The sequence below is a fragment of the Actinopolymorpha sp. B9G3 genome (genome assembly GCF_040120725.1).
In the GTDB taxonomy this organism is placed as follows: Bacteria; Actinomycetota; Actinomycetes; order Propionibacteriales; family Actinopolymorphaceae; genus Thermasporomyces.
The window spans coordinates 203,905-227,789 of record NZ_JBEEAB010000003.1 but is presented as its reverse complement, the minus strand read 5'-3'; the positions used below and the strand labels follow the sequence as shown (position 1 = coordinate 227,789).

Genomic DNA, 23,885 nt, shown 5'->3' with positions numbered 1-23,885 from the left:
CCCACCCTGAACCCGCCCCGTTTCTCCCGCATGATCATGGTCGAACGCCGCCAAGGTCGACGTCCGCGAGGCGGCCCCGCGGCGCGGTCCGGCGCCGCACCCTCACCGGTCGTACCGCCGGGCTTAGGGTGGTAGACACGGGTCCGTTCCCGTTCACCGCGGGATCACCCTCGAGCCGACATGCTGCACCACGCCGGACATCGGGTTGGTTGTAAAGGGGGCGCCTGCCATGCCCAGGTTCGACTACGCCCCAGCACCGGAGTCGCGGGCGATCGTCGACATCGCCTCGTCGTACGGACTGTTCATCGGCGGTGACTTCGTCGAGCCGGTCGACGGCGGTCCGTTCAAGACCGTGAGCCCGGCGACCGCGGAAGTGCTGGCTGAGGTGACGGGGGCCGGGCCGCGCGACGTCGACCGCGCGGTCGCTGCCGCGCGCACCGCCTACTCCGGTACCTGGTCCACGATGTCCGGCCGCGACCGCGGCAAGTACCTCTTCAGGATCGCGCGTCTGATCCAGGAACGGGCCCGCGAACTCGCCGTGCTCGAGTCGCTCGACAACGGCAAACCGATCCGCGAGTCCCGCGACGTCGACATCCCCCTGGTTGCCGCGCACTTCTTCTACTACGCCGGGTGGGCGGACAAACTCGCGTACGCGGGCGTCGGCCCGAATCCGTTGCCGATCGGCGTCGCCGGCCAGGTCATCCCGTGGAATTTTCCCCTCCTCATGCTGGCCTGGAAAATCGCGCCAGCCCTGGCGTGCGGCAACACCGTCGTACTGAAGCCGGCCGAGACGACACCACTTACCGCGTTGATGTTCGCCGAGATCTGCCAGCAAGCCGACCTGCCGCCCGGTGTGGTCAACATCGTGACCGGTGCGGGCGAAACCGGGCAGGCACTCACCACTCATCACGGGATCGACAAAATAGCCTTCACCGGATCGACCGAGGTGGGAAAGGCCATTGCCCGCGCTCTCGCCGGCACCCGGAAACGCCTCACCCTCGAACTCGGCGGAAAGGCCGCCAACATTGTCTTCGACGACGCAGCACTCGACCAGGCCGTCGAAGGCATCGTCAACGGCATCTTCTTCAACCAGGGCCACGTGTGTTGCGCCGGCTCCCGCCTCCTCGTGCAGGAGAGCGTCTACGACGACGTGCTCGCCAGGCTCAAACGGCGGATGGGCACACTGCGCGTCGGTGATCCGCTCGACAAGAACACCGACGTCGGCGCGATCAATTCTCCCCAGCAACTGGAGAAGATAAGGATGCTCAGCGACGTCGGCGAATCCGAAGGAGCCGAACGCTGGTCAGCACCCTGCGCACTACCCGATCGTGGCTACTGGTTCGCGCCGACCATTTTCACCGGAGTGACCCAGGCACACCGGATCGCGCGCGAGGAAATCTTCGGGCCGGTGCTTTCCATTCTCACCTTCCGTACGCCGGAAGAGGCGGTCGAGAAGGCCAACAACACGCCGTACGGGCTGTCCGCCGGCGTCTGGACCGAAAAGGGTTCGCGCATTCTCTGGATGGCCGACAAGCTCCGGGCCGGGGTGGTGTGGGCGAACACGTTCAACCGGTTCGATCCCTCGTCGCCGTTCGGCGGTTACAAGGAATCCGGCTATGGACGCGAAGGCGGCCGGCACGGCCTGGAGGCCTACCTCGATGCCTGAAGACCAGACACCAGAAAAGCGGCAGCCGACCGAGACACCCCGGACGACCGAAACCGTCCGGACCGCGGAACGACTGGACGTGCGCAAGACGTACAAGCTCTTCGTCGGCGGCGCCTTCCCGCGCAGCGAGTCGGGCCGTAGCTATCCGGTCCACGACGCCGGCGGCCGGTTCGTCGCCAACGCCGCGCTCGCATCGCGCAAGGACGCCCGCGACGCCGTGGTGGCAGCGCGGAAGGCGTTCGGCGGCTGGTCGGGGGCGACCGCCTACAACCGCGGCCAGATCCTCTACCGGATCGCCGAGATGCTGGACGGTAGGCGCCAGCAGTTCGTCGCCGAAATTGCCGCCGGTGAGGGACTCGACACCGAGCGCGCCATCGCGCAGGTGGACGAGAGCATCGACCGCTGGGTGTCCTACGCCGGATGGTCGGACAAGATCGCCCAGGTCGTCGGCGGGGCGAACCCGGTCGCCGGGCCGTACTTCGACTTCTCCCTCCCCGAACCCACCGGGGTGGTGGCCGTCGTCGCCCCACAGGACTCCAGCCTGCTCGGCCTGGTCAGCGTCGTCGCACCGGTGATTGTCACCGGCAACACCTGTGTCGTCCTCGCCGCCGAACGCACCCCCCTCCCGGCGGTCACCCTGGCCGAGGTGCTGGCGACGAGCGACCTGCCCGGCGGGGTCGTCAACCTCCTCACCGGGCGGGTCGCCGAGGTCGCTCCGTGGCTCGCCAGCCACATGGACGTGAACGGCATCGATCTCACCGGAGTCGACGATCCGGAGGTGGCGGCTGAACTCGAGGGGGCGGCTGCCGATAACCTCAAGCGCGTGACGCGGCCGCCGCTCGACCACGAACGTCCGGACTGGTACGCCGAGCCGGGCCTCGATCGGATGACGGCCTACCTCGAGACCAAGACCGTCTGGCACCCCATCGGCAGATAAGACCGGGATGTAACGCTGTGACGACAGAATTCCTGAACGATCCGATCGTGCCGCTCGAGCTGACCATCACCGGCGGCAAGCGATTCACGTTGTACCAGCCGGGGTGGTACACCGCCGACGACGGCTCCGCCGGCTTCCTCGGCACGAAGGGCCAGGTCTACGGCTTCCGTACCCTCGACGACCTCGTCAGTTTCGTAGACTCCAGCACCCCGACCGACCTGTCGCCGAGCCAGCACCTGCGGCCGCTGCGGATCTGGCCGGCGGAGGAGTACGCCCGCAAGCTGTGTTCGTACGACCTCATCAACCTGCCGGAGATCGCCGACGGCGAACTCGACGCCGACGAGCAGGCCTCCCTGGGGTCGACGCTCGCGCTGATGCTCGACCTGCTCGACTACATGGACGTCGACGACCCGCACGCGCAGGCGCTGCACGACGACGAGGACATCAGCAAGCTCGCCTCCGGCGATGAGGTGCTGTCGATCTTCCGCGCGGCGCACCACCGCAAGCACGTTGTCGAGATCCTCGACGCCAACTGGTCGTGGTGTCTCGCCGAGGTCTCCCGCCGAATCGTCGTCCCGGACCTTCCGGAGTCGCCGGTCAGTAGCTCACCGTTGCTGGGCGGCGCTGCCGGTAGTGCCGCGGTCAGCGAGGAGGGCGACGGCTCGGTACCGCTCGAGGACGCCACCGACGCGATGACGTTGTGGTTCGGCCTTGCCGAGGAGGGGTTCTACGCCGTACGCAGCACGAGCCTGCATGATGGCATCCCGCACTATGCGGGTACGCCCGACGACGCAGGCATCCCCCGGTTGACGGTCTGGACCGACCTCGACCGGATGCGTACCGACCTCACGTCCGGTCCGGTCGCCGGCCTGAGCGACGGACGCGGCGGTGAGGTGGCGCTCAACCTGCTGAGCGTCCTTGACCGTCCGGACGTCAGCCTCACCCCGCACGACGACTCCATCTTCGACCTCGTGCTCGTCGCCGACTCCCTCACCGAGGAGATGGACCACGAGGCCGCCGACAAGCTGGTGAGCGCCTGGACCGAGCTGTCGCGACTGGCCGACTGGGGCGGCTGGACCGACCTCGCGGAACTGCTCAGCCCCGAGTCGCCGGCCGGCAGGTTCGTGATCTCCTGTGCCGTCGACCTGGCCCAGGACCGACCGGGTGCCGCCCAGGCGCTGGCCACGGCCGACGTGAAAGCGGCGGCAGCCGGGTGGCAGGCCGTGCTCCCCGTCCTCACGGCGCATCTGGACCAGCAGAGCTGACGTCGAGTGGACCAGGGGAGCTGACGTCGAGGGTGCGCGACCTGACGTCGGCCGTGAGTTTCGCGAGCAGGGCGATGAGTGTGTCGCGCTCTTTCGCGGACAGGCAGCTGACGAGCGAGGCTTCGCGTGCGAGTACCGCGTCGACCGAACGTTCGATGAGGGCGTGCCCGTCGGCCGTCAACGACACGAGGACGGTACGGCGGCCGGTTGGTGCCGGGGCGCGCCGGACGAGTCGATCGCGTTCGGCCCGCCCTACGCGTTGAGAGATCGCGCCGGCCGTAACCAGCGTCCGCTCCGCGATCTGTCGGGTGGTGAGGGCGTACGGCGGACCCGCGCGGCGGATCACGGACAGCAGGTCCAGCGTCGCCGCGTCGATTCCCGCCTTCCGTAGCACCCGGTTGCGGTCGTCCGCGAAGAGCTTCGCCAGGCGCCAGAGGGGCGTCACGATCTCGATGGAGTCTGTCGGGGTGCCCGGGCGTTCGCGTTGCCAGGCTGCGGCGATCTCCGCGGCCGGATACGGCGAAACGGCTCCTAGCGGTGAGCCAGCATCGGCGGGCGAGCCGGCAGCATGGGCGGGCAAGCCGGCAGCATCGGCGGGCGAGCCGGGACTCTCCACGGGCGAACCTGCATCCCCCGGGGCGGGGTGGTCGGCCACGGCGCGTCCTCCTCGTCTCCGCTATGTTTAGACCTAAACGTATCAGGAGGCAGGAGGAGCCTTGACCCGCATCGTTCTCGTCACCGGCGGTACCAGCGGCATCGGGCGCGCCGTCGCCGCTCGGTTCGCCTCTGACGACGCCGAGGTCTTCATCACCGGGCGCCACACCGACACGGTGGAGGCGGCCGCGAAAGCACTCGAGGTCCACGGCGTCGTCTGCGACGCCACCCGGCCCGACCAGGTGTCGTCCCTGAGTTCGCAACTCGGCGAACGGCTCGACGTCCTCGTCAATGCCGCCGGCGGCCTGGCCGAGGTGGACCCCACCGGCCCCGGCTCGACCGCCCCGGACCCGCTGGACACCCTGGCCGCCGAGTGGCAGTCGAGTCTTGCCCAGAACCTGCTCAGCGCGGTCCTCACCACCGCCTCGGTCCAGGAGAAGCTCGACCGGGGCGGCTCGATCCTGAGCATCGGTTCGATCGGGGCCGAGCGTCGCGGGGGTGCGTACGGCGCGTCCAAGGCCGCCCTCGCAGCCTGGAACGCGTCTCTCTCCGCCCAGGTCGGCCCGCGCGGTGTCACCAGCAATGTCATCTCCGCCGGATACATCGAGGGCACCAACTTCTTCCGAGGCAAGATGACCGACGAACGCCACCGAACTCTCGTGCAGGAGACTCACGACAAACGGCCGGGCACTCCGGACGACATCGCCGAAACCGCCTACTTCCTCGCATCGCCCGGTGCGAGGCACATCACCGGCCAGACGATTCACGTCAACGGTGGTGCCTTCACCACGCGGTAGCCGGCCTGGACATCGGGATCGCGCATCAGGCCGGCGTAGGTCGGGGAGAACCCTCGCCTGTCCCCGATTTCGGCGTACGCAGGAAACACTCCGTGCGGGCGGCTCGTCTTACCGGTGTAAGCACAGTCGAGGAAAGGACTTCCGCATGGCCCGCCTGGTCCGCCCGCGCAGGGGAAAGGTCTTCGCTGGCGTCTGCGCCGGGCTCGCCGACCGGTTCGGCCTGCCGCGCTGGTTCGTGCGGCTGGCGTTCATCCTGTCCTGCCTCCTACCCGGCCCGCAGGTGATCCTCTACATCGTGCTGTGGATCCTCATCCCGCGGGACGACACCTGAGGTGGGGTCCCCTCATCGGAACAACAGGGGCCGCATGGATGGGCGCCCTACCAGCGCAGGCCCCGGCGGGCGAGTTCGATCTCGAGCTCCATCCGGCGTACGCCTGACAACGGGCTCCGCGCGCCCCGTGTCTCGACCTCGAGGGCGCGGCAGGCAAGCAGCAGCGTGTCGTCATAGGCGAGCTCGGTGACGTGCAGGTGGAACGCCCGGGCGGACACCCGCCGGTCGGCGTGCAGGCGCATGATTTCCGCGCCGAGCCGATGCAGATCGGCGGCCAGGCGTTCGATCGGGCGTTGTGCTGGTTGCATGCCGGCCGTGGCCGCATTCCAGTCGGGGGTCGGGCCCATGCCCTTGCGTAGCGCCTGCCCCAGCCAGTCCAACACCCGTCCGCCCGCCATGCCCCATCCTCTGCACGCGCTTATGTGCTTCCAGGATGCGCCATCCGGCGGGCTTTGGCTCCCGCGAAGGCCCGGGAATTCGTTCAGCGTTCGTCGACCGGCCGCTGCATCTGGGCGAACGCCCGCTCGGCAGCGAGCCCGGCATACCCCGGCTTGATGACGTCGTTGATCAGCGCGAGCCGCTGGTCGAACGGCAGGAACGCGCTCTTCATCGCGTTGACGGTGAACCACGCGAAGTCGTTCAGGTCGTAGTCGAACGCCTCGGCGAGGGCGGCGAACTCCTGCCCCATCGACGTACCGCTCATCAGCCGGTTGTCGGTGTTGACCGTCACCCGGAACCGCAGCCGGGTCAACAGGCCGAACGGATGCTGCGCGAGCGAAGGTGCCGCACCGGTCTGGATGTTGGACGTGGGGCAGAGCTCGAGGGGGATCCGCTTGTCGCGGACGTACGCAGCGAGCCGGCCGAGACGCGCGGTCCCGTCGGCGCTGACCTCGATGTCGTCGACGATGCGTACGCCGTGACCGAGCCGGTCGGCGCCGCACCACTGGATCGCCTGCCAGATGGAAGGAAGGCCGAACCCTTCGCCGGCGTGGATGGTGAAGTGGGCGTTCTCACGCTGGAGGTACTCGAACGCGTCGAGGTGCCGGGTCGGCGGGTAGCCCGCCTCAGCTCCCGCGATGTCGAACCCGACCACGCCCTGGTCGCGGTAGTGCACGACCAGCTCGGCGATCTCCCGCGACCGGGCCGCATGCCGCAGAGCGGTCAGGATCTGGCGTACGACGATGGGCCGACCGGCGACCGCTGCCCGCTTCTCACCCTCGGCGAAGCCGTCGCGTACGGCCTCGACCACCGCCGGCAGGCTGAGCCCAGCCTGCAGGTGTTGTTCAGGGGCGTACCGGACCTCCGCGTAGACCACACCGTCCTGCGCCAGGTCGAAGGCAGCTTCCGCGGCGACCCGGGCCAGCGCCTCCGGAGTCTGGAGGACGCCCACCGTGTGGACGAACGTGTCGAGGTAACGCTCGAGCGACCCGGAGTCCGCGGACTCGCGGAACCACTGCCCCAGGTCGGGCGCCGTTGGCGCGGGCAGCTCGTGGCCCACTTCCGCCGCCAGCTCGAGGACCGTCTGCGGACGCAGCCCACCGTCGAGGTGATCATGGAGCAGAACTTTCGGGGCCCGGGCGATCTCGTGGGCGGTGACCTTCATAGCGTGACGATACGCCGTCTCACGTCCGGTCGCGGCCAGCTTTCGGGCGGCGCCTGGGCACGTGGGGGCGTGCGTCCCCGGACCGCGCGGTCAGGTGAGGGAACCGCGGAGACCGCGCACGATCCGGTTGAGCGTGGCAGCGTCCTCGGGCGCCGGATTCGCTGCCACCTGGCCAGGCTGGCAGCGTGCTCGTGGAGTACTCCCCCAAACGTTGGCTTGCGCCGCCCGCTGGGCGTCGGCAACCGTGTGAGACAGGGCGCGGGCTGCCCCCACCCGGTGATCATGAGGGTGGTGGGGGTCCAGGTGCCGCTATTCCTTCATGATCATGGAACGTACGCCGGCTCGGGGGGTAACTGCTACGGCGTCGGCGGCGCGGCCTGGGCGGGTGACGGCAGACCCTGACCACAACGGGTAGGTCAATGTCGGCACAGCACCTTGACAGGTAAGTTACTTTCGCTCACCTTCAAGGCCGGCACGGTGATTGGGGGTTGGATGCTAGCTCTTGTTCGAGACCTGACGCCGCTCGTCCTCGGCGTACTCCTCACCTGGATCGGCGCGACGACACTGCTCGACCGCTCGGCGAGCCAGCAGACCGCTGCCCACGCCTTGTTGCCGCCCCTGATGGGCGAAGGGCCCGCGACGACGGCGATTCGGATCGCGGGATGGGCCGAGCTGCTCGTGGGTCTTGGCCTGCTCGGCGTTCCGACGCACCGGCTGCCCGCGGTTGGCGCCGTGGCGCTGGGAGTGGGGTACGCAGGGATCCTGGCGTACGCCCGACTGCGCCCGTCGGCACCAGCTGGCGCGACGGAGTTGCCCGCGGCCGGCTCGGCCGAGGCGGGCGGGACGACGGTCCGATGGCAGTCCTACGTCCGGGCCGGCCTGGTGGTCGTCGGCGGGCTGTTCGCCGCCAACGCGGCCACCCCGTGGTGGATGGCTGGCGGACAGCACCCGGTGACGTCGTTCGGGATCGTGGTGTTCGTCACGCTCACGCTGGTCGCCCTCTCAGCCCCGATCGACCAACTCTGGGCCCGTCACACGCCGCGACGTCGGTTGCGACTGCCGCACGCGCGGACTGCTATCCCTCTCCATGCACCCGACCTCCATATGCCGGACCTCCATGCGCGGGACCTCCATGTGCCGGACCTCCATGCGCGGGATCTCGGCGCCCCGGACGGCGCCGTCCCGGACCCCGGCGCGCCGGACCTCGGCGCCCTCGACCTCCCCGGCCCCGATCTCGAGGGCTTCGGTCCCGATCTCGAGGGCTTCGGTCCCGCCCAGGCAGGTGGCGTGGCCAGCTCCGCCCTGCCCGTGGCTGGCCGCTCGCCAGACGCATCCCGGACCACCTCGGGCGCGTGGACGCTACCTGTTCCCGTCGGTGGTCATGAGGATTCCCCGGGCCATAGCTCCACGCAGCCTTCATGATCACGGTCATGATCACGGCATAAGGCCCTACCCGACGCCCGGTCACCAGGGGTCCGCACCCGATAGCTCAACCGATGACCTCAACCGACGCGCCTCAACCGACGCGCCTCAGCCGACGCGGGTCAACCGAGCCGGTCGAGCACGAGTGACTGGTGCGGCCGAGCGCCGTCCGGCGCGACCACGATCCCGCCGTCCAACGCGGCGACGGCGCGGTCGAAATGCGCCGGATCCTCGGCGTGCAGCGTGAGCAGTGGCTGGCCGGCGCGGACGTACGCACCAGGTTTCACATGCAGTTCCACCCCCGCCGAGGCTGACACGGGAGCCTCCTTGCGGGAGCGGCCCGCCCCCAGTCGCCATGCCGCGACACCCACCGCGTAGGCGTCGAGCTGGACCAGCACACCCTCGGCCGGTGCGTAGAGCACGTGAGTCTCCGGCGCCCTGGGCAGGGCCGCTGCCGGATCGCCGCCCTGGGCCTGGATCATCTGCCGCCAGACATCCATCGCCGTACCGTCCTCGAGGACTTTGGCCGGATCCACGCCCCCGGACACATCGCATGCGGCCAGCATCTCCCGCGCCAGCGTGACAGTGAGCTCGATGACGTCGGGAGGGCCGCCGCCTCCGAGCACCTCCACAGCCTCGCGGACCTCCAGCGCGTTGCCCACGGCGAGCCCCAGCGGCGTGTCCATCGACGTGAGGAGGGCCGTCGTCCGCACCCCGGCGGCGATACCCAGCTCGACCATGGTCGTGGCGAGCGCGCGCGCATCGTCGACGTTCTTCATGAACGCACCGGAGCCGACCTTGACGTCGAGCACCAACGCCGACGTCCCCTCGGCGATCTTCTTGCTCATGATCGAACTGGCGATCAGCGGAATCGACTCGACGGTTCCAGTCACGTCGCGCAGGGCGTAGAGCTTGCGGTCTGCCGGCGCGAGGGTGTCGGTGGGCGCGCAGATGACCGCGCCGACGTCGGTGAGCTGCCGGACGATGTCGCCGTAGGACAGGGACGCCCGCCAACCCGGGATCGACTCCAGCTTGTCGAGGGTGCCGCCGGTGTGGCCGAGGCCGCGGCCCGACAGTTGCGGTACGGCCGCGCCGCACGCCGCGACGACCGGTGCGAGCGGCAAGGTGATCTTGTCGCCGACGCCGCCCGTCGAGTGTTTGTCGACCGTGGGGCGTCCGATGCCGGCGAAGTCGAGGCGCTCGCCGGACGCGATCATGGCGTGGGTCCAGCGGGCGGTCTCGGCCGCGGTCATGCCACGGAGGAGGATCGCCATCGCCAGCGCGGCCATCTGCTCGTCGGCAACGACACCACGGGTGTAGGCGTCGACCACCCAGTCGATCTGGGCGTCGGTGAGGGTGCCGCCATCGCGTTTGCGGCGGATCACCTCGACGGCGTCGAACAACTCTGGCCGGACCTGCTCACCCACGGGAGCTTCCTATCAGATCGTCCGGGCGCAGCCGGCTCGGATGGTCGGGGCGCTCAGCCGGGTCGAATCGTCCGGGCGCAGCCGGCTCGGATGGTCGGGGCACATTTCGTCGGACTCACCCCCGTCGGACTCACCCTCGGTCCGACCTCAGATCGTCCGGGCCGAAGGCTTCGGGAAGCAGCTCGCGCAGCGGTCTTACGCCGTTCGCTGAGTCGACCTGCAGTTCGGGTCCGCCGTGCTCCCACAACAGCTGCCGGCAGCGACCGCACGGCATCAGGAGGCCACCGTCCCCGTCGCAACAGGTGAACGCCACCAGCCGGCCACCACCCGTCGCATGCAACGTCGAGACCAGTCCGCACTCGGCGCACAGGGTCATGCCGTAGGAGGCGTTCTCGACGTTGCAGCCGACCACGATCCGGCCGCTGTCGGTGAGCGCGGCCGCCCCGACGGGAAAGCGGGAGTACGGCGCATAGGCTCGGGCCATCGCGTCCCGCGCCGCCGAGCGCAGCGCCGCCCAGTCCACGTCCACATCCACGTCGTTCGTCCGCCTGCCTTCTCGTCACGATGCACGCCAATTCCCAACGAGGCACGGCAGATTTACCGCGTATCGTTGGGGAATGATCACGTACGTGATCATTTCACGTACGGCTCACCGTCGGCCTTTGGTGCGCGTACCCGCCCGACGAGGCCGGCTACCGCGATGATGGTCGCGAGGTACGGCGCCATGATCAGCAGCTCCCCCGGGATCGGGGTCTCGATGATCTGCAGCTGGTTCTGCAGCTGCTGGGTGAACCCGAAGAACAGCGCGGCGACCGTCGCGCCGAGAGGATGCCAGCGGCCCATGATGAGAGCCGCCAGGGCGATGAAGCCCTGTCCGGCCGTGAGGTCCTTGTCGAAGCTGCCGGTGAACCCGACGGTGAAGAACGCACCACCCAGTCCGGCCGCGATCCCGCCCGCGAGGACGGCCTGGTAACGCACCCGCAGGACGTTGATGCCCACGGTGTCCGCCGCGCGCGGATGTTCGCCGACCGCGCGGACCCGCAAGCCCCAACGGGTCTTGAAGAGGACGAAGGTCACGATCGCCACCGCGGCGTACATCGCGTACACCAGCAGCGTCTGGTGGAAGAACGTGTCGCCGATGACGGGGATGTTGGCCAGCAGCGGGATGCGGACGGCCGGCAGGACGCCCGGGTTGTTGAACCGGTCGCCGTTGCCCTCGGCTACCTGGTCGAACAGGAACCCGGTGATGCCGGAGGCGAACACCACGAGAACGACGCCGAGCACCACCTGGTTGACGCGGTAGCGGATCGCGAACACCGCGAGCATCGCCGCGATCAGCACCCCCGCCACCACAGCCGCAGCGACCCCGGCCAGCAGGCTCCCGGTCACGGTGGCAAGCACCGCAGCCGCGAACGCACCCGCCAGGAACTGTCCCTCGATCGCGACGTTGATGACACCGGCCCGCTCGCACAGCACGCCGGCCAGCGCGCCCAGAATCAGCGGGGTCGCGACGTTCAGCGTGCCCTGGAGCTGGTTGGTCAGCGGGAACGTCTTGCCGGCGGCGGCCCAGCACAGGAACGTCACCACGAACGCGAGGCCGAACCCGGCCCACAGCAGGCTTGCCCAGCGCCGGGGAAGGCCGCGAACGAGATGAACGAGCGCGACCACCACGGCGTAGGCCGCGAGTGTCACCGCGACAGGCAACGCGGGGAGCCCGAGGTTGGGCAGCGGCCGCTCGGAGAACTGGCTCGACAACGTGAACGTCACCGTCGCCGGCGAGGTGGAGACCGCGAGGACGGCGCCGACGGCCGCGAGCACCAGCATCAGGATGCCGGTACGGATCCGTTGCCGGCGCTCGTCCGGCGACTCGATGGCCATGGCGGGAGTGGGCGGCGGCGCCATCGTGGTGGTGGGTGCGGCCTGGCTCATGCGGTTCTCCTTTTGCATGACCGCTGCGGTGCCTCACTCCGGCACACCTCGTACCTCTGCATACCTCCGTGGGGGCTCCTCGCGCTCATGCGGTCCACCCCTTCGCGAGAACGGTGCCGGTGCCCCGGGCGCGGATCCGGAACACGGCCCTGACGAGGGCGGGTGCCGCGATGAACAACACGATGGTGGCCTGGAGCACCGTCGTGAGGGTCAGTGGTGTCTGGGTCTGCAGCTGCATCTGCAAACCGCCCGCGTTCAACGCACCGAAGACGAGGCCGGCGACGACCGTGCCGGCCGGTGAGGCCCGGCCGAGCAGCGCCACGGTGATGGAGTCGAAGCCGATCGATCCTGCGATCCCGTCCGTCAGGGGGTAGTCGGTGCCGAGCACCTGCTGGGCACCCGCAAGCCCCGCCAGCGCGCCGGCCACGAGCATCGCGACGGTGTAGGCGCGGCCGACGCTCATGCCGGCCGTGCGGGCGGCGTCCGGGTTGGCGCCGACGGCACGGAGCTCGAAGCCGGTCGTCGACCGGGCGAGCAGCCACCACACCACAGCGGCCGCGGCGAGGGCGACGACGAAGCCCAGATGCAACCGGGTGCCCGCCCAGTGCGGGAACTGCGCCGTCGTGGCGACGACCGGACTGATCGGGTCGTTGCGCCCAGGTCGCTGCAGGGCGTCGGTCGTCAGCAACCATTGCAGGAGATAGAGCGCGACGTAGTTGAGCATGATCGTGAGGATGACTTCGTGGGCGCCGGTACGCGCCTTGAGCAGGCCGACCACACCGCCCCACAGCGCACCGCCCGCGATGCCGGCGATCACCGCTACGCACAGGTGCAGCACCACCGGAAGGTCCACCGCGAAGCCCACCCACCCCGCGCACAGCGCACCGGCGATGAGCTGTCCCTGAGCCCCGATGTTGAACAGCCCTGCCCTGAACGCGAGCGAGACGCCGAGACCGGCACAGATCAGCGGCGTCGCCTGCACGAGCGTCTCGGTGAGCGGCCGCCATCCGCCGACCGCACCGAAGAACAGCGCGGAGTAGGCGTCGGCGACGGCGGTCCACGACGCGGCGAGGGCGTCCGGTGGGTACGCGAGGAAGTATCCCCACGTCGCCAGTACCTCCGCGTTGCTGACGATGACGAGAACCGCGCCGGCGAGCAGGGCCAGCACGACGGCTGCCACGCTCACGGCCACCTCACGTAGCGGCAGCGCTGCCGGCCTCATGACGCGTCCTCCAGTGAGCCGAGCACGGTCGGGTGCTCCTCCGCCTCGGTGGCCGCCGCCTCCGGTGGTACGCCCGCCATCATCAGCCCCAGCTGGTCCCAGGGAGTGTCGGAACCGACGATGCCGACGATCCGGCCGCGGTACATCACCGCGACCCGGTCGGCGAGGGCGACGATCTCCTCCAACTCGGTCGACACGATGAGGACGGCCGTCCCCTGGTCGCGTTCGCGCACGATCCGTTGGTGGACGAACTCGATGGAACCGACGTCGAGGCCCCTCGTCGGCTGCGCGGCGATCAGGAGCTCCAGTGGCCGGGACAGCGCCCGGGCGAGGACGACCTTCTGCTGGTTTCCACCGGAGAGCGCGCTCACCGCGGTCTCCGCGGATTCGGTGCGTACGTCGAACTCCTCGATGCGGAGGACGGCATTCGCGCGGACCTCGGCGAGCGAAAGCCTGCCCTGCTTGGCGAACGGAGCTCGCCGGAACAGGTCGAGGACGAGGTTCTCCGCCACCGAGAACGTACCGACGAATCCGTCATGGGCCCGGTCCTCGGGGATGTAGCCGATGCCCGCCTCCAGGCGTTCGCCCGGGCTGGCAGCGGTGAGCTCGCGACCGGCCAGCTCGATCGCACCACCGGCGATGCTCGTCAGGCCGACCAGCGCCTCGACGAGTTCGGTCTGGCCGTTGCCCTGGACGCCTGCGATACCGAGGATCTCGCCTCCGTTGACCTCGAACGACACGTCGTCCACGGCAAGGCAGGCCTGCGCGTCGACGACCTGGAGGTTCTCGACGCGCAGCTTGGGACCTGCCGGCGTCGCGTCCGCCTTGTCAACGGTGAGTTGCACCGGGCGACCGACCATCAGCTCGGCGAGCTCGCTCTCGGTCGCGTCGGTGTCGACCGTCTCGACGACCCTGCCGCGCCGGATCACGGTGATCCGGTCAGCGATCGCCCTGACTTCCTTGAGCTTGTGGGTGATGAAGACGATGGAGGTGCCGCCTTGCTTCAGCGCCCGCATCACCTCGATGAGTTCGTCGATCTCGCGAGGGGTGAGCACTGCGGTCGGCTCGTCGAGGATGAGGACTTTGGCGTTGTTGGCAAGGGCTTTGAGGATCTCGACACGTTGCTGCACCCCGACCGGGATGTCCTCGACCTTCGCCTGGGGATCGACCTCGAGCCCGTACCGCTGCGAGAGATTGCGGACCTGCTCGCTGGCAGCGGCCGGATCCAGCATGCCGAGCCCGCGAGTGGGTTCGCGGCCGAGCATGATGTTCTCGGCGACGGTGAAGACCGGAACGAGCATGAAGTGCTGGTGCACCATACCGATGCCCGCGGCGATCGCCTCGCGCGGCGACGTGCAGACGAGCGGTTCACCGTCGAGGACGATGCTTCCCTCGTCGGGTTGCAGCAGGCCGTAGAGCATGTTGACCAGCGTGCTCTTGCCGGCACCGTTTTCGCCAAGCAGGCAATGGATCTCGCCCGGCTCGACGGTGAGGTCGATGTGGTCACACGCGACGAGGGAGCCGAAACGTTTGGTCAGCCCGCGCAGCTCGAGCTTCATGGCACGTTCCCGCTCCTTCGCCGTCGTGTGTCGTACCGCGAAATACCGTGGGATCTGCGGGGAACCGCTGTCCCGTGGCCGTTACTGCGTCTGCGGGACCGCCTTGGACTCGATGGGGATCGTCCCGTCGATGATCTGCTGCTCGATCTCCTCGATCTCGGCCTTGAGCTCGGCGGGGATCTTGCTGTCCCACTCGTGGTACGGCGACAGTCCGGTGCCCTTGTTCTCCAGGGTTCCGACGTAGGGCGTGTTGTCGAACTTGTCTTCGTACGTCGTCGTGATGACGTTCTTGACCGCGACGTCCATGCCCTTGTAGACGCTGGTGAGGAGCACACTGCAGTACTCGGCCGCGCTCTTGCAGCCGTCGGTGTCGACCCAGATCGCGTTGACCTTGCCGCCGGAGGCCTTCGCGGCCTGCAGACCGCCGAGTCCAGCCGGACCGGCCACCGGGAAGATGATGTCGGCGCCCTGGCTGATCAGGTTCGTGGCGGTGTTCCGGCCCATCCCCTTGTTCTCGAAGTCGTTGGTGAAAAGGCCCTTCTGGGTCTTGTCGTTCCAGCCGAGCAGTTGGACGTCCTTGCCCTTCTGCTCGTTGTAGTACGCCACGCCCTCGGAGAAACCGTCCATGAAGATGGTGACCGTCGGAATCGGCAGTCCGCCGAACGTGCCGACCTTGCCGGTCTGCGACATCCCGGCCGCGAGATAGCCGGCGAGGAAGCTCGACTGTGCCGTGTCGAAGAGCAGCGACTTGACGTTGGTGGGCGCCTTGTCGAGCTTGACCTCCTCGAGGTCGACGGCGTTGATGTCGAAGTCGACGATGCCGAACTTCACGTCGGGGTTCTCCGCCGCGGCGATCGCGGTCTGGTTGCCAAGCTTGAAGCCGACGGTGATGATCGCGTTGCACTTGGCATTGACCATGCCGGAGATGTTCTCCGGGTAGTCGCCGTCAGAGTCGGACTCCGCTGTCGACTCTGCGATGCCGTACTCGCTCACCGCGTCCTGCAATCCCTTGTAGGACGTCTGGTTGAAGGACTTGTCGTCGAACCCGCCGGAGTCCGAAACCATGCAGGCGCGGAAGTCCTTGGCGTCCGCGGCCGGTTTCTCGCCGCCCGAGCCCTCCGCTTCGTTGCTCTCGGTTGGCCTGCTCCCACAGGCGGTGACGACAAGCGCCAGAACGCCTAAGACAGCAAGACCCCTGAGGTACTTCGTCAAGAGACACCCCTTCTCGCCTGACCATTCGGGTGGATGCCCTGCCACGTCGCGTGCCGCTCTCGACGGCACTCGGGCACTGCGCTTCGGTGACTATAGGCCGCGTGGGCGTCCACGGAAGACCCGCCGGGGCGGTTGATGCCACGTGAAACCTTCCCGTGACATTTGGCGTAGAAAAAGGGCGCCGGAGTCACCATCCGCTGCCCGTCGCAGTGCGCGCGGCTGGCGACCTCAGAGAAGCTCGGGACGGACGGGCGCGTCGAGGCCGTCCGTCGCGGCGAGCAGTGCCGTCGCCACGAGGAGACGCACGCCGACGGCGATGGCGTGCTCGTCCACGTCGAAGGTCCCCTGGTGGAGGTCGAACTGCCCGTCGCTGCCCGGAGCGCGGACGCCGAGCCGCGCCATCGCGCCCGCGATCTTCGTGAGGTACCAGGCGTAGTCCTCGCCACCGAGGCTCTGGTCCGTCGGCGCGATCGCACTGCGGCCGAGCGTCGACTCGGCCGCGTCCTGAAGGATGGCGACCGAGAGCGGGTCGTTGACGACCGGAGGTACGCCACGGTGCACCTCGGCCTGGACACTGACGCCGAACGGAGCGACGATCTCCCGCGCGAGAGCGGGGACGAGTTCGGCCGCGGAGGCCCACACCTTGGCGTCGAGGCAACGGAGGGTCCCCTCTGCCTCGCCCTCCATCGGGATGGCGTTGGCGGCCGCGCCGGCGTGGACGCGACCCCAGACAAGGGTCAGGCCCGCCCTTGGATCCACCCGACGGGACAGGGCAGCGGGCATCTGGCTCACCAGGGTGGCGAGCGCATGCACGAGATCGGCGGTGAGATGCGGCCGTGCGGTGTGCCCGCCGGGGCCGGTCAGGCGTACGTGTACACGGTCGGCGGCCGAGGTCAGCGAGCCGGTGCGCAACCCGACCTTGCCGACATCGAGGCGCGGATCGCAGTGCACGGCAAAGATCTGGTCGACTCCGTCCAGGCCGCCGGCCGCGATGACGTCGAGTGCCCCGCCGGGAATGATCTCCTCGGCGGGCTGGAAGAGCAGGCGTACGCCGTGATGGAGCATCCCGGCCTGTGCGAGCTCGGCGAGGACGAGACCGGCGCCCAGCACGATCGTGGTGTGGACGTCGTGGCCGCAGGCGTGGCAGACACCGGCCCTCGTCGAGCGGTACGGCACGGTCTTCTCGTCGGCGACCCGGAGCGCGTCGAGGTCGGAGCGGAGGGCGATCCTGCCCAGGCCAGGTGGGGGCTTACCGATGTCGCAGAACAGGCCGGTGCCGATGGGGAGCCGGGTGGGTGAGAGACCCGCGCTGGCGAGCCGATCGACGAGTACCGTCGTGGTGCGAAACTCCTCGCGACTCGGCTCCGGATGGGCATGCAGATCGCGCCGGAACAGGATCAGCTCGTCGGCGTAGGTCTTGGCGAGCCGGTCGACTTCGGCGGCGATTTCCTCCTCGAGGGGCACCTTTCGATTGTCCACCCCATCCTTTTTGTGACGCACGCCACCCCCGTTTCACGCTGCGTAGGCCCCTTCAAGCATCCCGCACATGTCACTGTCGCCACGCCCCTTTCCCGTGATCATGATCGTGATCATGAAGATCCTCGCGACATATAGCCCTGTTTCGCTTCATGGTCCGGTTTCGCTTCATTGTCCGGTTTCGCTTCATGGTCCGGTTTCGCTTCATGGTCCGGTTTCGCTTCATGGTCCGGTTTCGCTTCATGATCTCGGCCGGGGCGTCGGAACGAGAGTCGGCGAGAAATGGTGGTTCCGCGGCGAGCCAGACCCCACGGCCTACAAGGCTCCGCCGCGGCGTGATCGCAACAGTGCGGACTCAAGTCCGGGCGATCTCACCGACCGCGCTGGCTCACGCCGCGAGCTCACCGACTGCGCAGAAGGGGCCGCACGGTCGCGGGCGGCCCTGCCAGCCGTTCGCCTTCAGGACCTCGGCCACCTGCCAGGCGACGTGGCAGCTCCTCGTCGTCGTGTCTGTCCATCCGTACCGCAAGGTGACGCGGCCACGAACACTCGTGTCGTTGTCCCGCTGGTAGTCGCGGAACCGCCCTTCTTCGGTGTGGCCGGTCAGCCCGTCCAGCTCGACGACTGTCCGAAAGTCCTCGTACTCCACGTCGCTCCGTCGACTCTGCTGGCCGAACCGGCGGTGACGCTGCCGACGGCCCGGAGGCAGTCCGTGGGCACGCTCCGCCCTCTGGGCGTAGGTGATCTCAAGGGGCGACTCGGCGCCCGTCGACACGTCGACGAGCAGGCGCTGCACCTCGCTCCGCCAGCGGATCTTCTTCCGAGCGTCCAACGCGATCCCGAGCCTCTCAGGTGTCGTACGTCGGCGCTGGCAGGCGCGGATCACCCACATCTCGGCGTCCTGCGGACGCTCGGCCTGATCCACCAGGTCGAGGACGGTCTCCTCGACGTTCGTCACCGGTGGCCTCCGGTTGGGATGCCGGGTCGCGTCGAGTCGATACGAGTAGTGGATTTGTACGCCTACCAGGCTTCTCACCCGGCGATCCACGCCGATCGTCACGTGAACACCGTGCCCCGGCTGGTCGACGAGACCCCACAGCTCTGCCGCGGTCTCATGACTCACGGTCGCCCCTGCGCCGGCGTACAACAGGGCGGCCCAGACTTGCGCAGAGCGTGTCAGCGGGCCAGTAAAGGTGGCGTATACCCGTGGAAGCACGCGCTGCCAGCGCCCTGCTCTCACGTTGCTACGCACGAGGTCCCCGGGAAGGCCCGCGTGGGTGAGCTGCTGGCGGGTGAGGACGCCCTCCTGCGCCGCGATGGTCTCGCGGAGGCTTCGCGGTATCCGGTGTTCAGCCATGGTTCGAGCATGGACGGCCCTACGCAGTCAGGTGGCTGCCCGGGACCAGGCTGTGGACGACTGGGCCGATTTCGCACCTGTGGATAGTTTCTGGCGCACCGCACCCCAAATGGACCGCCACACCCGGCGGCACCCGGCGGCGCCATCCCGCGGCGGCGGCACCCGGCGGGCACCAACCCCTGCGGCACCATCCCGCGGCGGCGGCACCCGGCGGGCACCAACCCCTGCGGCACCATCCCGCGGCGGCGGCACCCGGCGGGCACCAACCCCTGCGGCGCCATCCCGCGGCACCAAACCCTGCGGCACCAACCCCTGCGGCGCCATCCCGCGGCACCAAACCCGGCGGCGGGCACACACGCGGAGGGCATCCAAACGACCTCGCCCCACCGCCGCAGGACCGACGTCGGTCCCGCGCTACCTGCCACGGCGACCCCAACTGGCCGAACCATGAAGCGAAACCGGACCATGAAGGCCGAAGGGGCTATAGCTCCGCAGGGCCTTCATGATCACGATCATGATCACGGGAAGGACGCTGACCATGATGGCCGCGCACCTGCCGCCAGCCGAATTCGGCACGAGTACCCGCCCCGGCCCGGATCCCACTCGAATCTGGTACGAATCCCCACCCACGCCCGAATCCCCACCCACGCCCGAATCCCCACCCACGCCCGAACCCCCACCCACGCCCGAATCCCCACCCACGCCCGGATCCCACCCGGATCCCACCCTGACGCCGCCCGGATACCCGAGAGGGGTCAGAGGGCGTCGGCGGGGTGGTAGACGCCCCACACGGAGCGGAGGGCGTCGCAGACCTCGCCGACTGTGGCGCGGGCGGCGAGAGCATCCTTCATCGGATAGAGCACGTTGTCGGCGCCGGCCGCCGCATCTCGCAACGCCGCCAGTGCGCGATCGACCTCGGCGCCGGAGCGGTCCGCGCGCAGCTTCGCCAACCGGTCCCGCTGGGCCTCCTCGATCGCCGGGTCGACCCGCAGCGGCTGGTACGCCTCGTCGTCGGGCGTCACGAACCGGTTGACCCCGACGACGACGCGTTCCCCGTCGTCGATCTGCCGGGCGATCCGGTAGGCCGCGTGCTCGATCTCGGCCTTCTGGAAGCCCTTCTCGATCGCCGCCACCGCACCGCCGAGGTCGGAGACCTGCTCCATGAGCGCGACCGCCTCGTCCTCCACCGCGTCGGTCAACGACTCCACGGCGTACGACCCGGCGAAGGGGTCGACGGTCTTCGTCACGTCGGTTTCGTACGCCAACACCTGCTGGGTACGCACCGCCAACCGCGCCGCCTTCTCACTCGGCAACGCGATCGCCTCGTCGTAGGCGTTCGTGTGCAGCGACTGCGTGCCTCCCAGCACCGCGGCCAGCCCCTGCAGCGCCACCCGGACCAGGTTGACCTCCGGCTGCTGCGCGGTCAGCTGAACCCCGGCAGTCTGGGTGTGGAACCGCAGCATCATCGACTTCGCGTTCGCCGCCCCGAACTCCTCCCGCATCACCCGCGCCCAGATCCTCCGCGCCGCGCGGAACTTCGCCACCTCCTCCAGCAACGTCGTCCGCGCCACGAAGAAGAACGACAACCGCGGAGCGAAGTCGTCCACGGCAAGCCCCGTCGCGACCGCCGCCCGGACGTACTCGATCCCGTTCGCCAACGTGAACGCGATCTCCTGCGCCGGCGTCGCCCCCGCCTCGGCCATGTGGTAACCCGAGATCGAGATCGTGTTGAACCGCGCAAGCTCCGCTTGACAGTACGCAAAAATGTCAGACACCAACCGCAGCGACGGTTTGGGCGGATAGATGTAGGTGCCCCGCGCGATGTACTCCTTCAGCACGTCGTTCTGGATCGTGCCGCTCAGCCGGCCGGGCGCGACACCGTGCTCCTCCCCCACCAGTTGGTAGAGCAGCAGCAACACCGCGGCGGGCGCGTTGATCGTCATCGACGTCGAGACCTGGTCCAGCGGGATCCCGTCGAAGAGCAACCGCATGTCGTCGATCGAGTCGATGGCCACGCCGACCTTGCCGACCTCACCGTGCGCGACCGGCGCGTCCGAGTCGTACCCCATCTGGGTGGGCAGGTCGAACGCCACCGACAGTCCCGCGTTGCCGGCCTCGATCAGTTGGTGGTAGCGCCGGTTCGACTCCGCCGCCGTCCCGAACCCCGCGTACTGCCGCATCGTCCACGGCCGACCCGTGTACATCGACGCGTACACACCGCGGGTGTACGGATACCGTCCAGGTTCGCCGATCTTGTCCGCCGGATCCCAGCCGGCGAGATCTGACGGTCCGTAGACGGCCCGGAACGGAAGTCCCGACTCGGTCACTCTGGGAGGCGTCGGGACCGCCTCCGGCTCGGAACGATCAGTCATCCGGCGTCCTCCGGCGTGTGTGCCTCGGCGGCCACAGGAGGCGGTACGCCTCCAGCGGGCGGAGCCCAGCGGCAATTGTGTCTCAGCGTCATCCTGCCGACACGGATGCCGCCAGCGTACGGCGCCACAAGCGTCCAGGTCAGAAGGGCTCATAGACTCGACCCGGATCGGCAATACGATCAGTCCCGCCCGTTTACCTCCAACCACGAACGTGGGGAGTCGTGCGAGTCGCCGTCATCGCAGAGTCCTTCTTGCCTCAGGTCAACGGTGTCGCCAACTCGGTGCGACACCTGGTGGACCATCTCGTCGAGCGGGGGCACCAGGCACTCATCGTCGCACCAGGCCCAGGTGAGGACGCTCATGGTCCCACCCCCGTCGTCCGGGTGCGCAGCCTGCCGCTGCCGATGTACCCCGACTTCCCGCTCGGGCTTCCCGACGCGGGGTTACGCAAGGCGGTGATCGAGTTCGCACCGGACGTCATCCACCTCGCGTCGCCGCTGATGCTCGGCATGTCAGCGCTGCGTACGGCGGAGAAGTTCGCCATCCCGACCGTCGCCATCTACCAGACCGACGTGGTGGGCTTCGCCCAGCAGTACGGCTTCGTCGGGGTCGAGCGCGCGCTGTGGGCGTGGATGCGGCGGAGCTACGCCCGTGCCGGCCGGACGCTCGCGCCGTCCCGGGCGGCACTGGCACAGCTCGCCGAGATCAAGGTGCCGCGCCTGCACTGCTGGCCGCGCGGTGTCGACCTGCGGAGGTTCCATCCGTCCCGCCGGGACCCGGGCCTTCGCCGTCGTCTCGCGCCGGGCGGCGAGGTCCTCGTCGGCTACGTCGGACGCGTGGCAACCGAGAAGCGGGTCCACCTGCTCCGGCACATCGCGGGGCTGCCCGGTGTCCGGCTCGTCGTCGTCGGTGACGGACCTGCCATCGACGAGGTACGCGCGCAGGCCCCCGGCGCGGCGTTCCTCGGTATGCAGGGCGGCCTCGACCTGGCCCGGGCCATCGCCTCCCTCGACGTCTTCGTCCACACCGGAGCGCACGAGACGTTCTGTCAGGCGGCCCAGGAGGCACTCGCCAGCGGCGTACCCGTCGTGGCCCCGGCCGCTGGCGGCCTGCTCGATCTCGTCGTTCCGGGACGTACGGGCCTGCTGTATCCGCCGGTCGAGTCCGAGGTGGCGGTGCAGGCGTTCCGGGATGCGGTACTCCAGCTGGCCCACGACGAGCCGCTGCGGCAGGAGATGGGCGAGGCCGCCCGGATGTCGGTGCGCGAGCGCAGTTGGGAGCGCATCCTCGACGAGCTGATCGAGGTGCACTACCGCGCGGTCCTCCGCCGCCCGGCGACACCGACGCTCGCTGCCTGAGTCGCCGCCATACGCACGACCTGAGTCGCCGCCGTACGCACGACCAGCCCGCCCGTGACCGGAGGACATCGATGCACATCGCCCAGCTGGCGAACTTCTACGGCCCCTCGTCCGGCGGTCTGCGTACCGCCATCGACGCGCTCGGTCGTGGGTACGTCGAGGCTGGGCACCGCCGGTCCCTGCTGGTTCCCGGGCCGTACGACGCGTGGGAGGAGACCGAGCACGGCCTGGTCGTGACGTTCCGCGCTCCACTCCTGCCCGGTACGTCCTACCGCATGGTCCCCGAGACCTGGCGGATCCGCGACGTACTCGACCGGCTGCGCCCCACCAACGTCGAGGTGTCGGACAAGCTCACGATGACGACCGCCGCGAGATGGGCGCGGCGGCACGACGGCGGCAGCGTCCTGCTCTCCCACGAGCGCCTCGACACCCACCTCAGTCCGCGGATCGGGTGGCGGCCCGGCCTGGTCGCGGGCGTCAACCTCCTCAACCGGTCGTTGCTGCGGCGGTTCGACCAGGTGGTGGTCACGTCGGCCTTCGCGGCGCGGGAGTTCGAGCGGGTCGCGGTGCGGCCGGTACGCCAGGTCGCGCTTGGCGTGGACCTCACGACGTTCCATCCGGACCGCGCTTCGCCCGCTGCCACCCGTGCCAACGGTGGCACCGCTGCCACCGGTGCCGTCGGTGCCGTCGGTGCCGCAGGCGCCGCGGGCGCCGCGGGCGCCGACCGCGATGGCGAGGTCCCCCGTCTCATCCACGCCGGTCGGTTGTCGCAGGAGAAGCGGCCCGACCTCGCCGTCGCGACCGCGGTCGAGCTGCACCGGCAGGGGTTTGCGTTCCGGCTCGACGTCTTCGGTGACGGCCCGGACCGCGCGGCCCTGCAGGACCTCGCCGGTGACGCACCGGTCGTCTTCCATCCGTACGTCGGTGACCGGCTCGCGCTGGCTGCCGAACTCGCCGCCGCGGACGTGTCGCTGTCGGTCTGCCCGTTCGAGACGTTCGGGCTGGCGATCCTCGAGGCGCTCGCCTGCGGGACGCCGGTCGTGACGGCGGACACCGGTGGTGGCCGGGAGCTCGTCACGCTGGCCTCGGGTGCCTGGGCGAAACCAGATCCGCGGGCACTCGCGGCCGCGGTGACCGGTGTGCTGGCGCGCGACCGCGACGCCCGCCGAAAGGCCGCGCGCGAGCAGGCGGAGTGCTATCCGTGGAGCGCGTCCGTATCCGCCATGCTCGACGTCCATGCCGCCACCGGCCGGAGGGCCCGCGTGCGTACGAGTGGCCGCGCACGTACGCATACTTGA

20 protein-coding genes are annotated in these 23,885 nt (G+C 69.2%); 8 read left to right on the top strand and 12 right to left on the bottom strand.

Features of this window, described 5'->3' with window-relative positions:
• Nucleotides 1-229: 229 nt before the first annotated feature.
• The 3 genes from ABNF93_RS07275 to ABNF93_RS07265 are packed head-to-tail and all read left to right on the top strand — an operon-like array spanning nucleotide 230 to nucleotide 3,868.
• Nucleotides 230-1,666, top strand: a complete 1,437-nt coding sequence (locus ABNF93_RS07275; RefSeq protein ID WP_349326927.1) for an aldehyde dehydrogenase family protein — start codon at nucleotides 230-232, stop codon at nucleotides 1,664-1,666.
• Entirely contained in the window at nucleotides 1,659-2,603 is a 945-nt protein-coding gene (locus ABNF93_RS07270; protein WP_349326926.1) for an aldehyde dehydrogenase family protein, read from the top strand. Before ABNF93_RS07275 ends, ABNF93_RS07270 begins: the two co-directional genes overlap by 8 nt.
• Before the next feature lie 17 nt (nucleotides 2,604-2,620).
• Nucleotides 2,621-3,868 carry a SatS C-terminal domain-containing protein gene (locus ABNF93_RS07265; protein WP_349326925.1) on the top strand — a complete coding sequence of 416 codons (1,248 nt, stop codon included), beginning with the start codon at nucleotides 2,621-2,623 and terminating at the stop codon, nucleotides 3,866-3,868.
• Here the strand turns inward: ABNF93_RS07265 and ABNF93_RS07260 are convergent.
• On the bottom strand, nucleotides 3,840-4,523 hold the full coding sequence (locus ABNF93_RS07260; protein WP_349326923.1) for a MarR family winged helix-turn-helix transcriptional regulator: 684 nt from the start codon (nucleotides 4,521-4,523) through the stop codon (nucleotides 3,840-3,842). The two genes, ABNF93_RS07265 and ABNF93_RS07260, sit on opposite strands and share 29 nt — an antisense overlap.
• A gap of 61 nt (nucleotides 4,524-4,584) precedes the next feature.
• Here ABNF93_RS07260 and ABNF93_RS07255 point away from each other — a divergent pair, with 61 nt between their 5' ends.
• The gene (locus tag ABNF93_RS07255) at nucleotides 4,585-5,319 is read left to right on the top strand and encodes an SDR family NAD(P)-dependent oxidoreductase (protein WP_349326922.1); all 735 of its coding nucleotides are present in this window, start codon (nucleotides 4,585-4,587) and stop codon (nucleotides 5,317-5,319) included.
• Nucleotides 5,320-5,464: 145 nt separating this feature from the next.
• The gene (locus ABNF93_RS07250; RefSeq protein WP_349326920.1) at nucleotides 5,465-5,650 is read left to right on the top strand and encodes a PspC domain-containing protein; all 186 of its coding nucleotides are present in this window, start codon (nucleotides 5,465-5,467) and stop codon (nucleotides 5,648-5,650) included.
• Between the two features lie 47 nt (nucleotides 5,651-5,697).
• On the opposite strand, the gene ABNF93_RS07245 is transcribed toward ABNF93_RS07250, so the two are convergent.
• Entirely contained in the window at nucleotides 5,698-6,048 is a 351-nt protein-coding gene (locus ABNF93_RS07245) for a hypothetical protein (protein ID WP_349326919.1), read from the bottom strand.
• Between the two features lie 83 nt (nucleotides 6,049-6,131).
• Nucleotides 6,132-7,253, bottom strand: coding sequence for an adenosine deaminase (locus tag ABNF93_RS07240; RefSeq protein WP_349326918.1), 1,122 nt, complete (start codon nucleotides 7,251-7,253; stop codon nucleotides 6,132-6,134).
• Between the two features lie 492 nt (nucleotides 7,254-7,745).
• Here ABNF93_RS07240 and ABNF93_RS07235 point away from each other — a divergent pair, with 492 nt between their 5' ends.
• Nucleotides 7,746-8,675 carry a hypothetical protein gene (locus tag ABNF93_RS07235; RefSeq protein WP_349326917.1) on the top strand — a complete coding sequence of 310 codons (930 nt, stop codon included), beginning with the start codon at nucleotides 7,746-7,748 and terminating at the stop codon, nucleotides 8,673-8,675.
• A gap of 122 nt (nucleotides 8,676-8,797) precedes the next feature.
• Here ABNF93_RS07235 and ABNF93_RS07230 read toward each other — a convergent pair whose 3' ends face one another.
• From ABNF93_RS07230 to ABNF93_RS07190, 9 genes are all read right to left on the bottom strand, one after another.
• Nucleotides 8,798-10,102, bottom strand: a complete 1,305-nt coding sequence (locus ABNF93_RS07230; RefSeq protein ID WP_349326916.1) for a thymidine phosphorylase — start codon at nucleotides 10,100-10,102, stop codon at nucleotides 8,798-8,800.
• A 130-nt stretch (nucleotides 10,103-10,232) separates the two neighbouring features.
• Nucleotides 10,233-10,631, bottom strand: coding sequence for a cytidine deaminase (locus ABNF93_RS07225; protein ID WP_349327328.1), 399 nt, complete (start codon nucleotides 10,629-10,631; stop codon nucleotides 10,233-10,235).
• A 104-nt stretch (nucleotides 10,632-10,735) separates the two neighbouring features.
• Nucleotides 10,736-12,031, bottom strand: a complete 1,296-nt coding sequence (locus ABNF93_RS07220) for an ABC transporter permease (protein WP_349326915.1) — start codon at nucleotides 12,029-12,031, stop codon at nucleotides 10,736-10,738.
• A gap of 85 nt (nucleotides 12,032-12,116) precedes the next feature.
• The gene (locus tag ABNF93_RS07215) at nucleotides 12,117-13,253 is read right to left on the bottom strand and encodes an ABC transporter permease (RefSeq protein ID WP_349326914.1); all 1,137 of its coding nucleotides are present in this window, start codon (nucleotides 13,251-13,253) and stop codon (nucleotides 12,117-12,119) included.
• Nucleotides 13,250-14,812 carry an ABC transporter ATP-binding protein gene (locus ABNF93_RS07210; RefSeq protein ID WP_349326912.1) on the bottom strand — a complete coding sequence of 521 codons (1,563 nt, stop codon included), beginning with the start codon at nucleotides 14,810-14,812 and terminating at the stop codon, nucleotides 13,250-13,252. Before ABNF93_RS07210 ends, ABNF93_RS07215 begins: the two co-directional genes overlap by 4 nt.
• An 81-nt stretch (nucleotides 14,813-14,893) precedes the next feature.
• Complete coding sequence (locus tag ABNF93_RS07205) at nucleotides 14,894-16,024, bottom strand: BMP family lipoprotein (protein WP_349326911.1); 1,131 nt, start codon at nucleotides 16,022-16,024, stop codon at nucleotides 14,894-14,896.
• A gap of 228 nt (nucleotides 16,025-16,252) precedes the next feature.
• Nucleotides 16,253-17,503, bottom strand: coding sequence for an amidohydrolase (locus tag ABNF93_RS07200; protein WP_349326910.1), 1,251 nt, complete (start codon nucleotides 17,501-17,503; stop codon nucleotides 16,253-16,255).
• 385 nt (nucleotides 17,504-17,888) lie between these two features.
• Nucleotides 17,889-18,857, bottom strand: coding sequence for a hypothetical protein (locus tag ABNF93_RS07195; protein ID WP_349326909.1), 969 nt, complete (start codon nucleotides 18,855-18,857; stop codon nucleotides 17,889-17,891).
• Between the two features lie 755 nt (nucleotides 18,858-19,612).
• Nucleotides 19,613-21,229, bottom strand: a complete 1,617-nt coding sequence (locus ABNF93_RS07190; RefSeq protein ID WP_349326908.1) for an acyl-CoA mutase large subunit family protein — start codon at nucleotides 21,227-21,229, stop codon at nucleotides 19,613-19,615.
• A gap of 221 nt (nucleotides 21,230-21,450) precedes the next feature.
• Here ABNF93_RS07190 and ABNF93_RS07185 point away from each other — a divergent pair, with 221 nt between their 5' ends.
• Entirely contained in the window at nucleotides 21,451-22,587 is a 1,137-nt protein-coding gene (locus tag ABNF93_RS07185; RefSeq protein WP_349326907.1) for a glycosyltransferase family 4 protein, read from the top strand.
• A gap of 71 nt (nucleotides 22,588-22,658) precedes the next feature.
• A complete protein-coding gene (locus ABNF93_RS07180; protein WP_349326906.1) occupies nucleotides 22,659-23,885 on the top strand; it encodes a glycosyltransferase in 1,227 nt (408 codons plus the stop codon).

Coding starts and splice junctions, on each gene's coding strand:
- ABNF93_RS07275 (WP_349326927.1), top strand. CDS start 230: ATGCCCAGGTTCGACTACGCCCCAGCACCGGAGTCGCGGGCGATCGTC.
- ABNF93_RS07270 (WP_349326926.1), top strand. CDS start 1,659: ATGCCTGAAGACCAGACACCAGAAAAGCGGCAGCCGACCGAGACACCC.
- ABNF93_RS07250 (WP_349326920.1), top strand. CDS start 5,465: ATGGCCCGCCTGGTCCGCCCGCGCAGGGGAAAGGTCTTCGCTGGCGTC.
- ABNF93_RS07245 (WP_349326919.1), bottom strand. CDS start 6,048: ATGGCGGGCGGACGGGTGTTGGACTGGCTGGGGCAGGCGCTACGCAAG.
- ABNF93_RS07240 (WP_349326918.1), bottom strand. CDS start 7,253: ATGAAGGTCACCGCCCACGAGATCGCCCGGGCCCCGAAAGTTCTGCTC.
- ABNF93_RS07235 (WP_349326917.1), top strand. CDS start 7,746: ATGCTAGCTCTTGTTCGAGACCTGACGCCGCTCGTCCTCGGCGTACTC.
- ABNF93_RS07220 (WP_349326915.1), bottom strand. CDS start 12,031: ATGAGCCAGGCCGCACCCACCACCACGATGGCGCCGCCGCCCACTCCC.
- ABNF93_RS07215 (WP_349326914.1), bottom strand. CDS start 13,253: ATGAGGCCGGCAGCGCTGCCGCTACGTGAGGTGGCCGTGAGCGTGGCA.
- ABNF93_RS07210 (WP_349326912.1), bottom strand. CDS start 14,812: ATGAAGCTCGAGCTGCGCGGGCTGACCAAACGTTTCGGCTCCCTCGTC.
- ABNF93_RS07195 (WP_349326909.1), bottom strand. CDS start 18,857: ATGGCTGAACACCGGATACCGCGAAGCCTCCGCGAGACCATCGCGGCG.
- ABNF93_RS07190 (WP_349326908.1), bottom strand. CDS start 21,229: ATGACTGATCGTTCCGAGCCGGAGGCGGTCCCGACGCCTCCCAGAGTG.
- ABNF93_RS07180 (WP_349326906.1), top strand. CDS start 22,659: ATGCACATCGCCCAGCTGGCGAACTTCTACGGCCCCTCGTCCGGCGGT.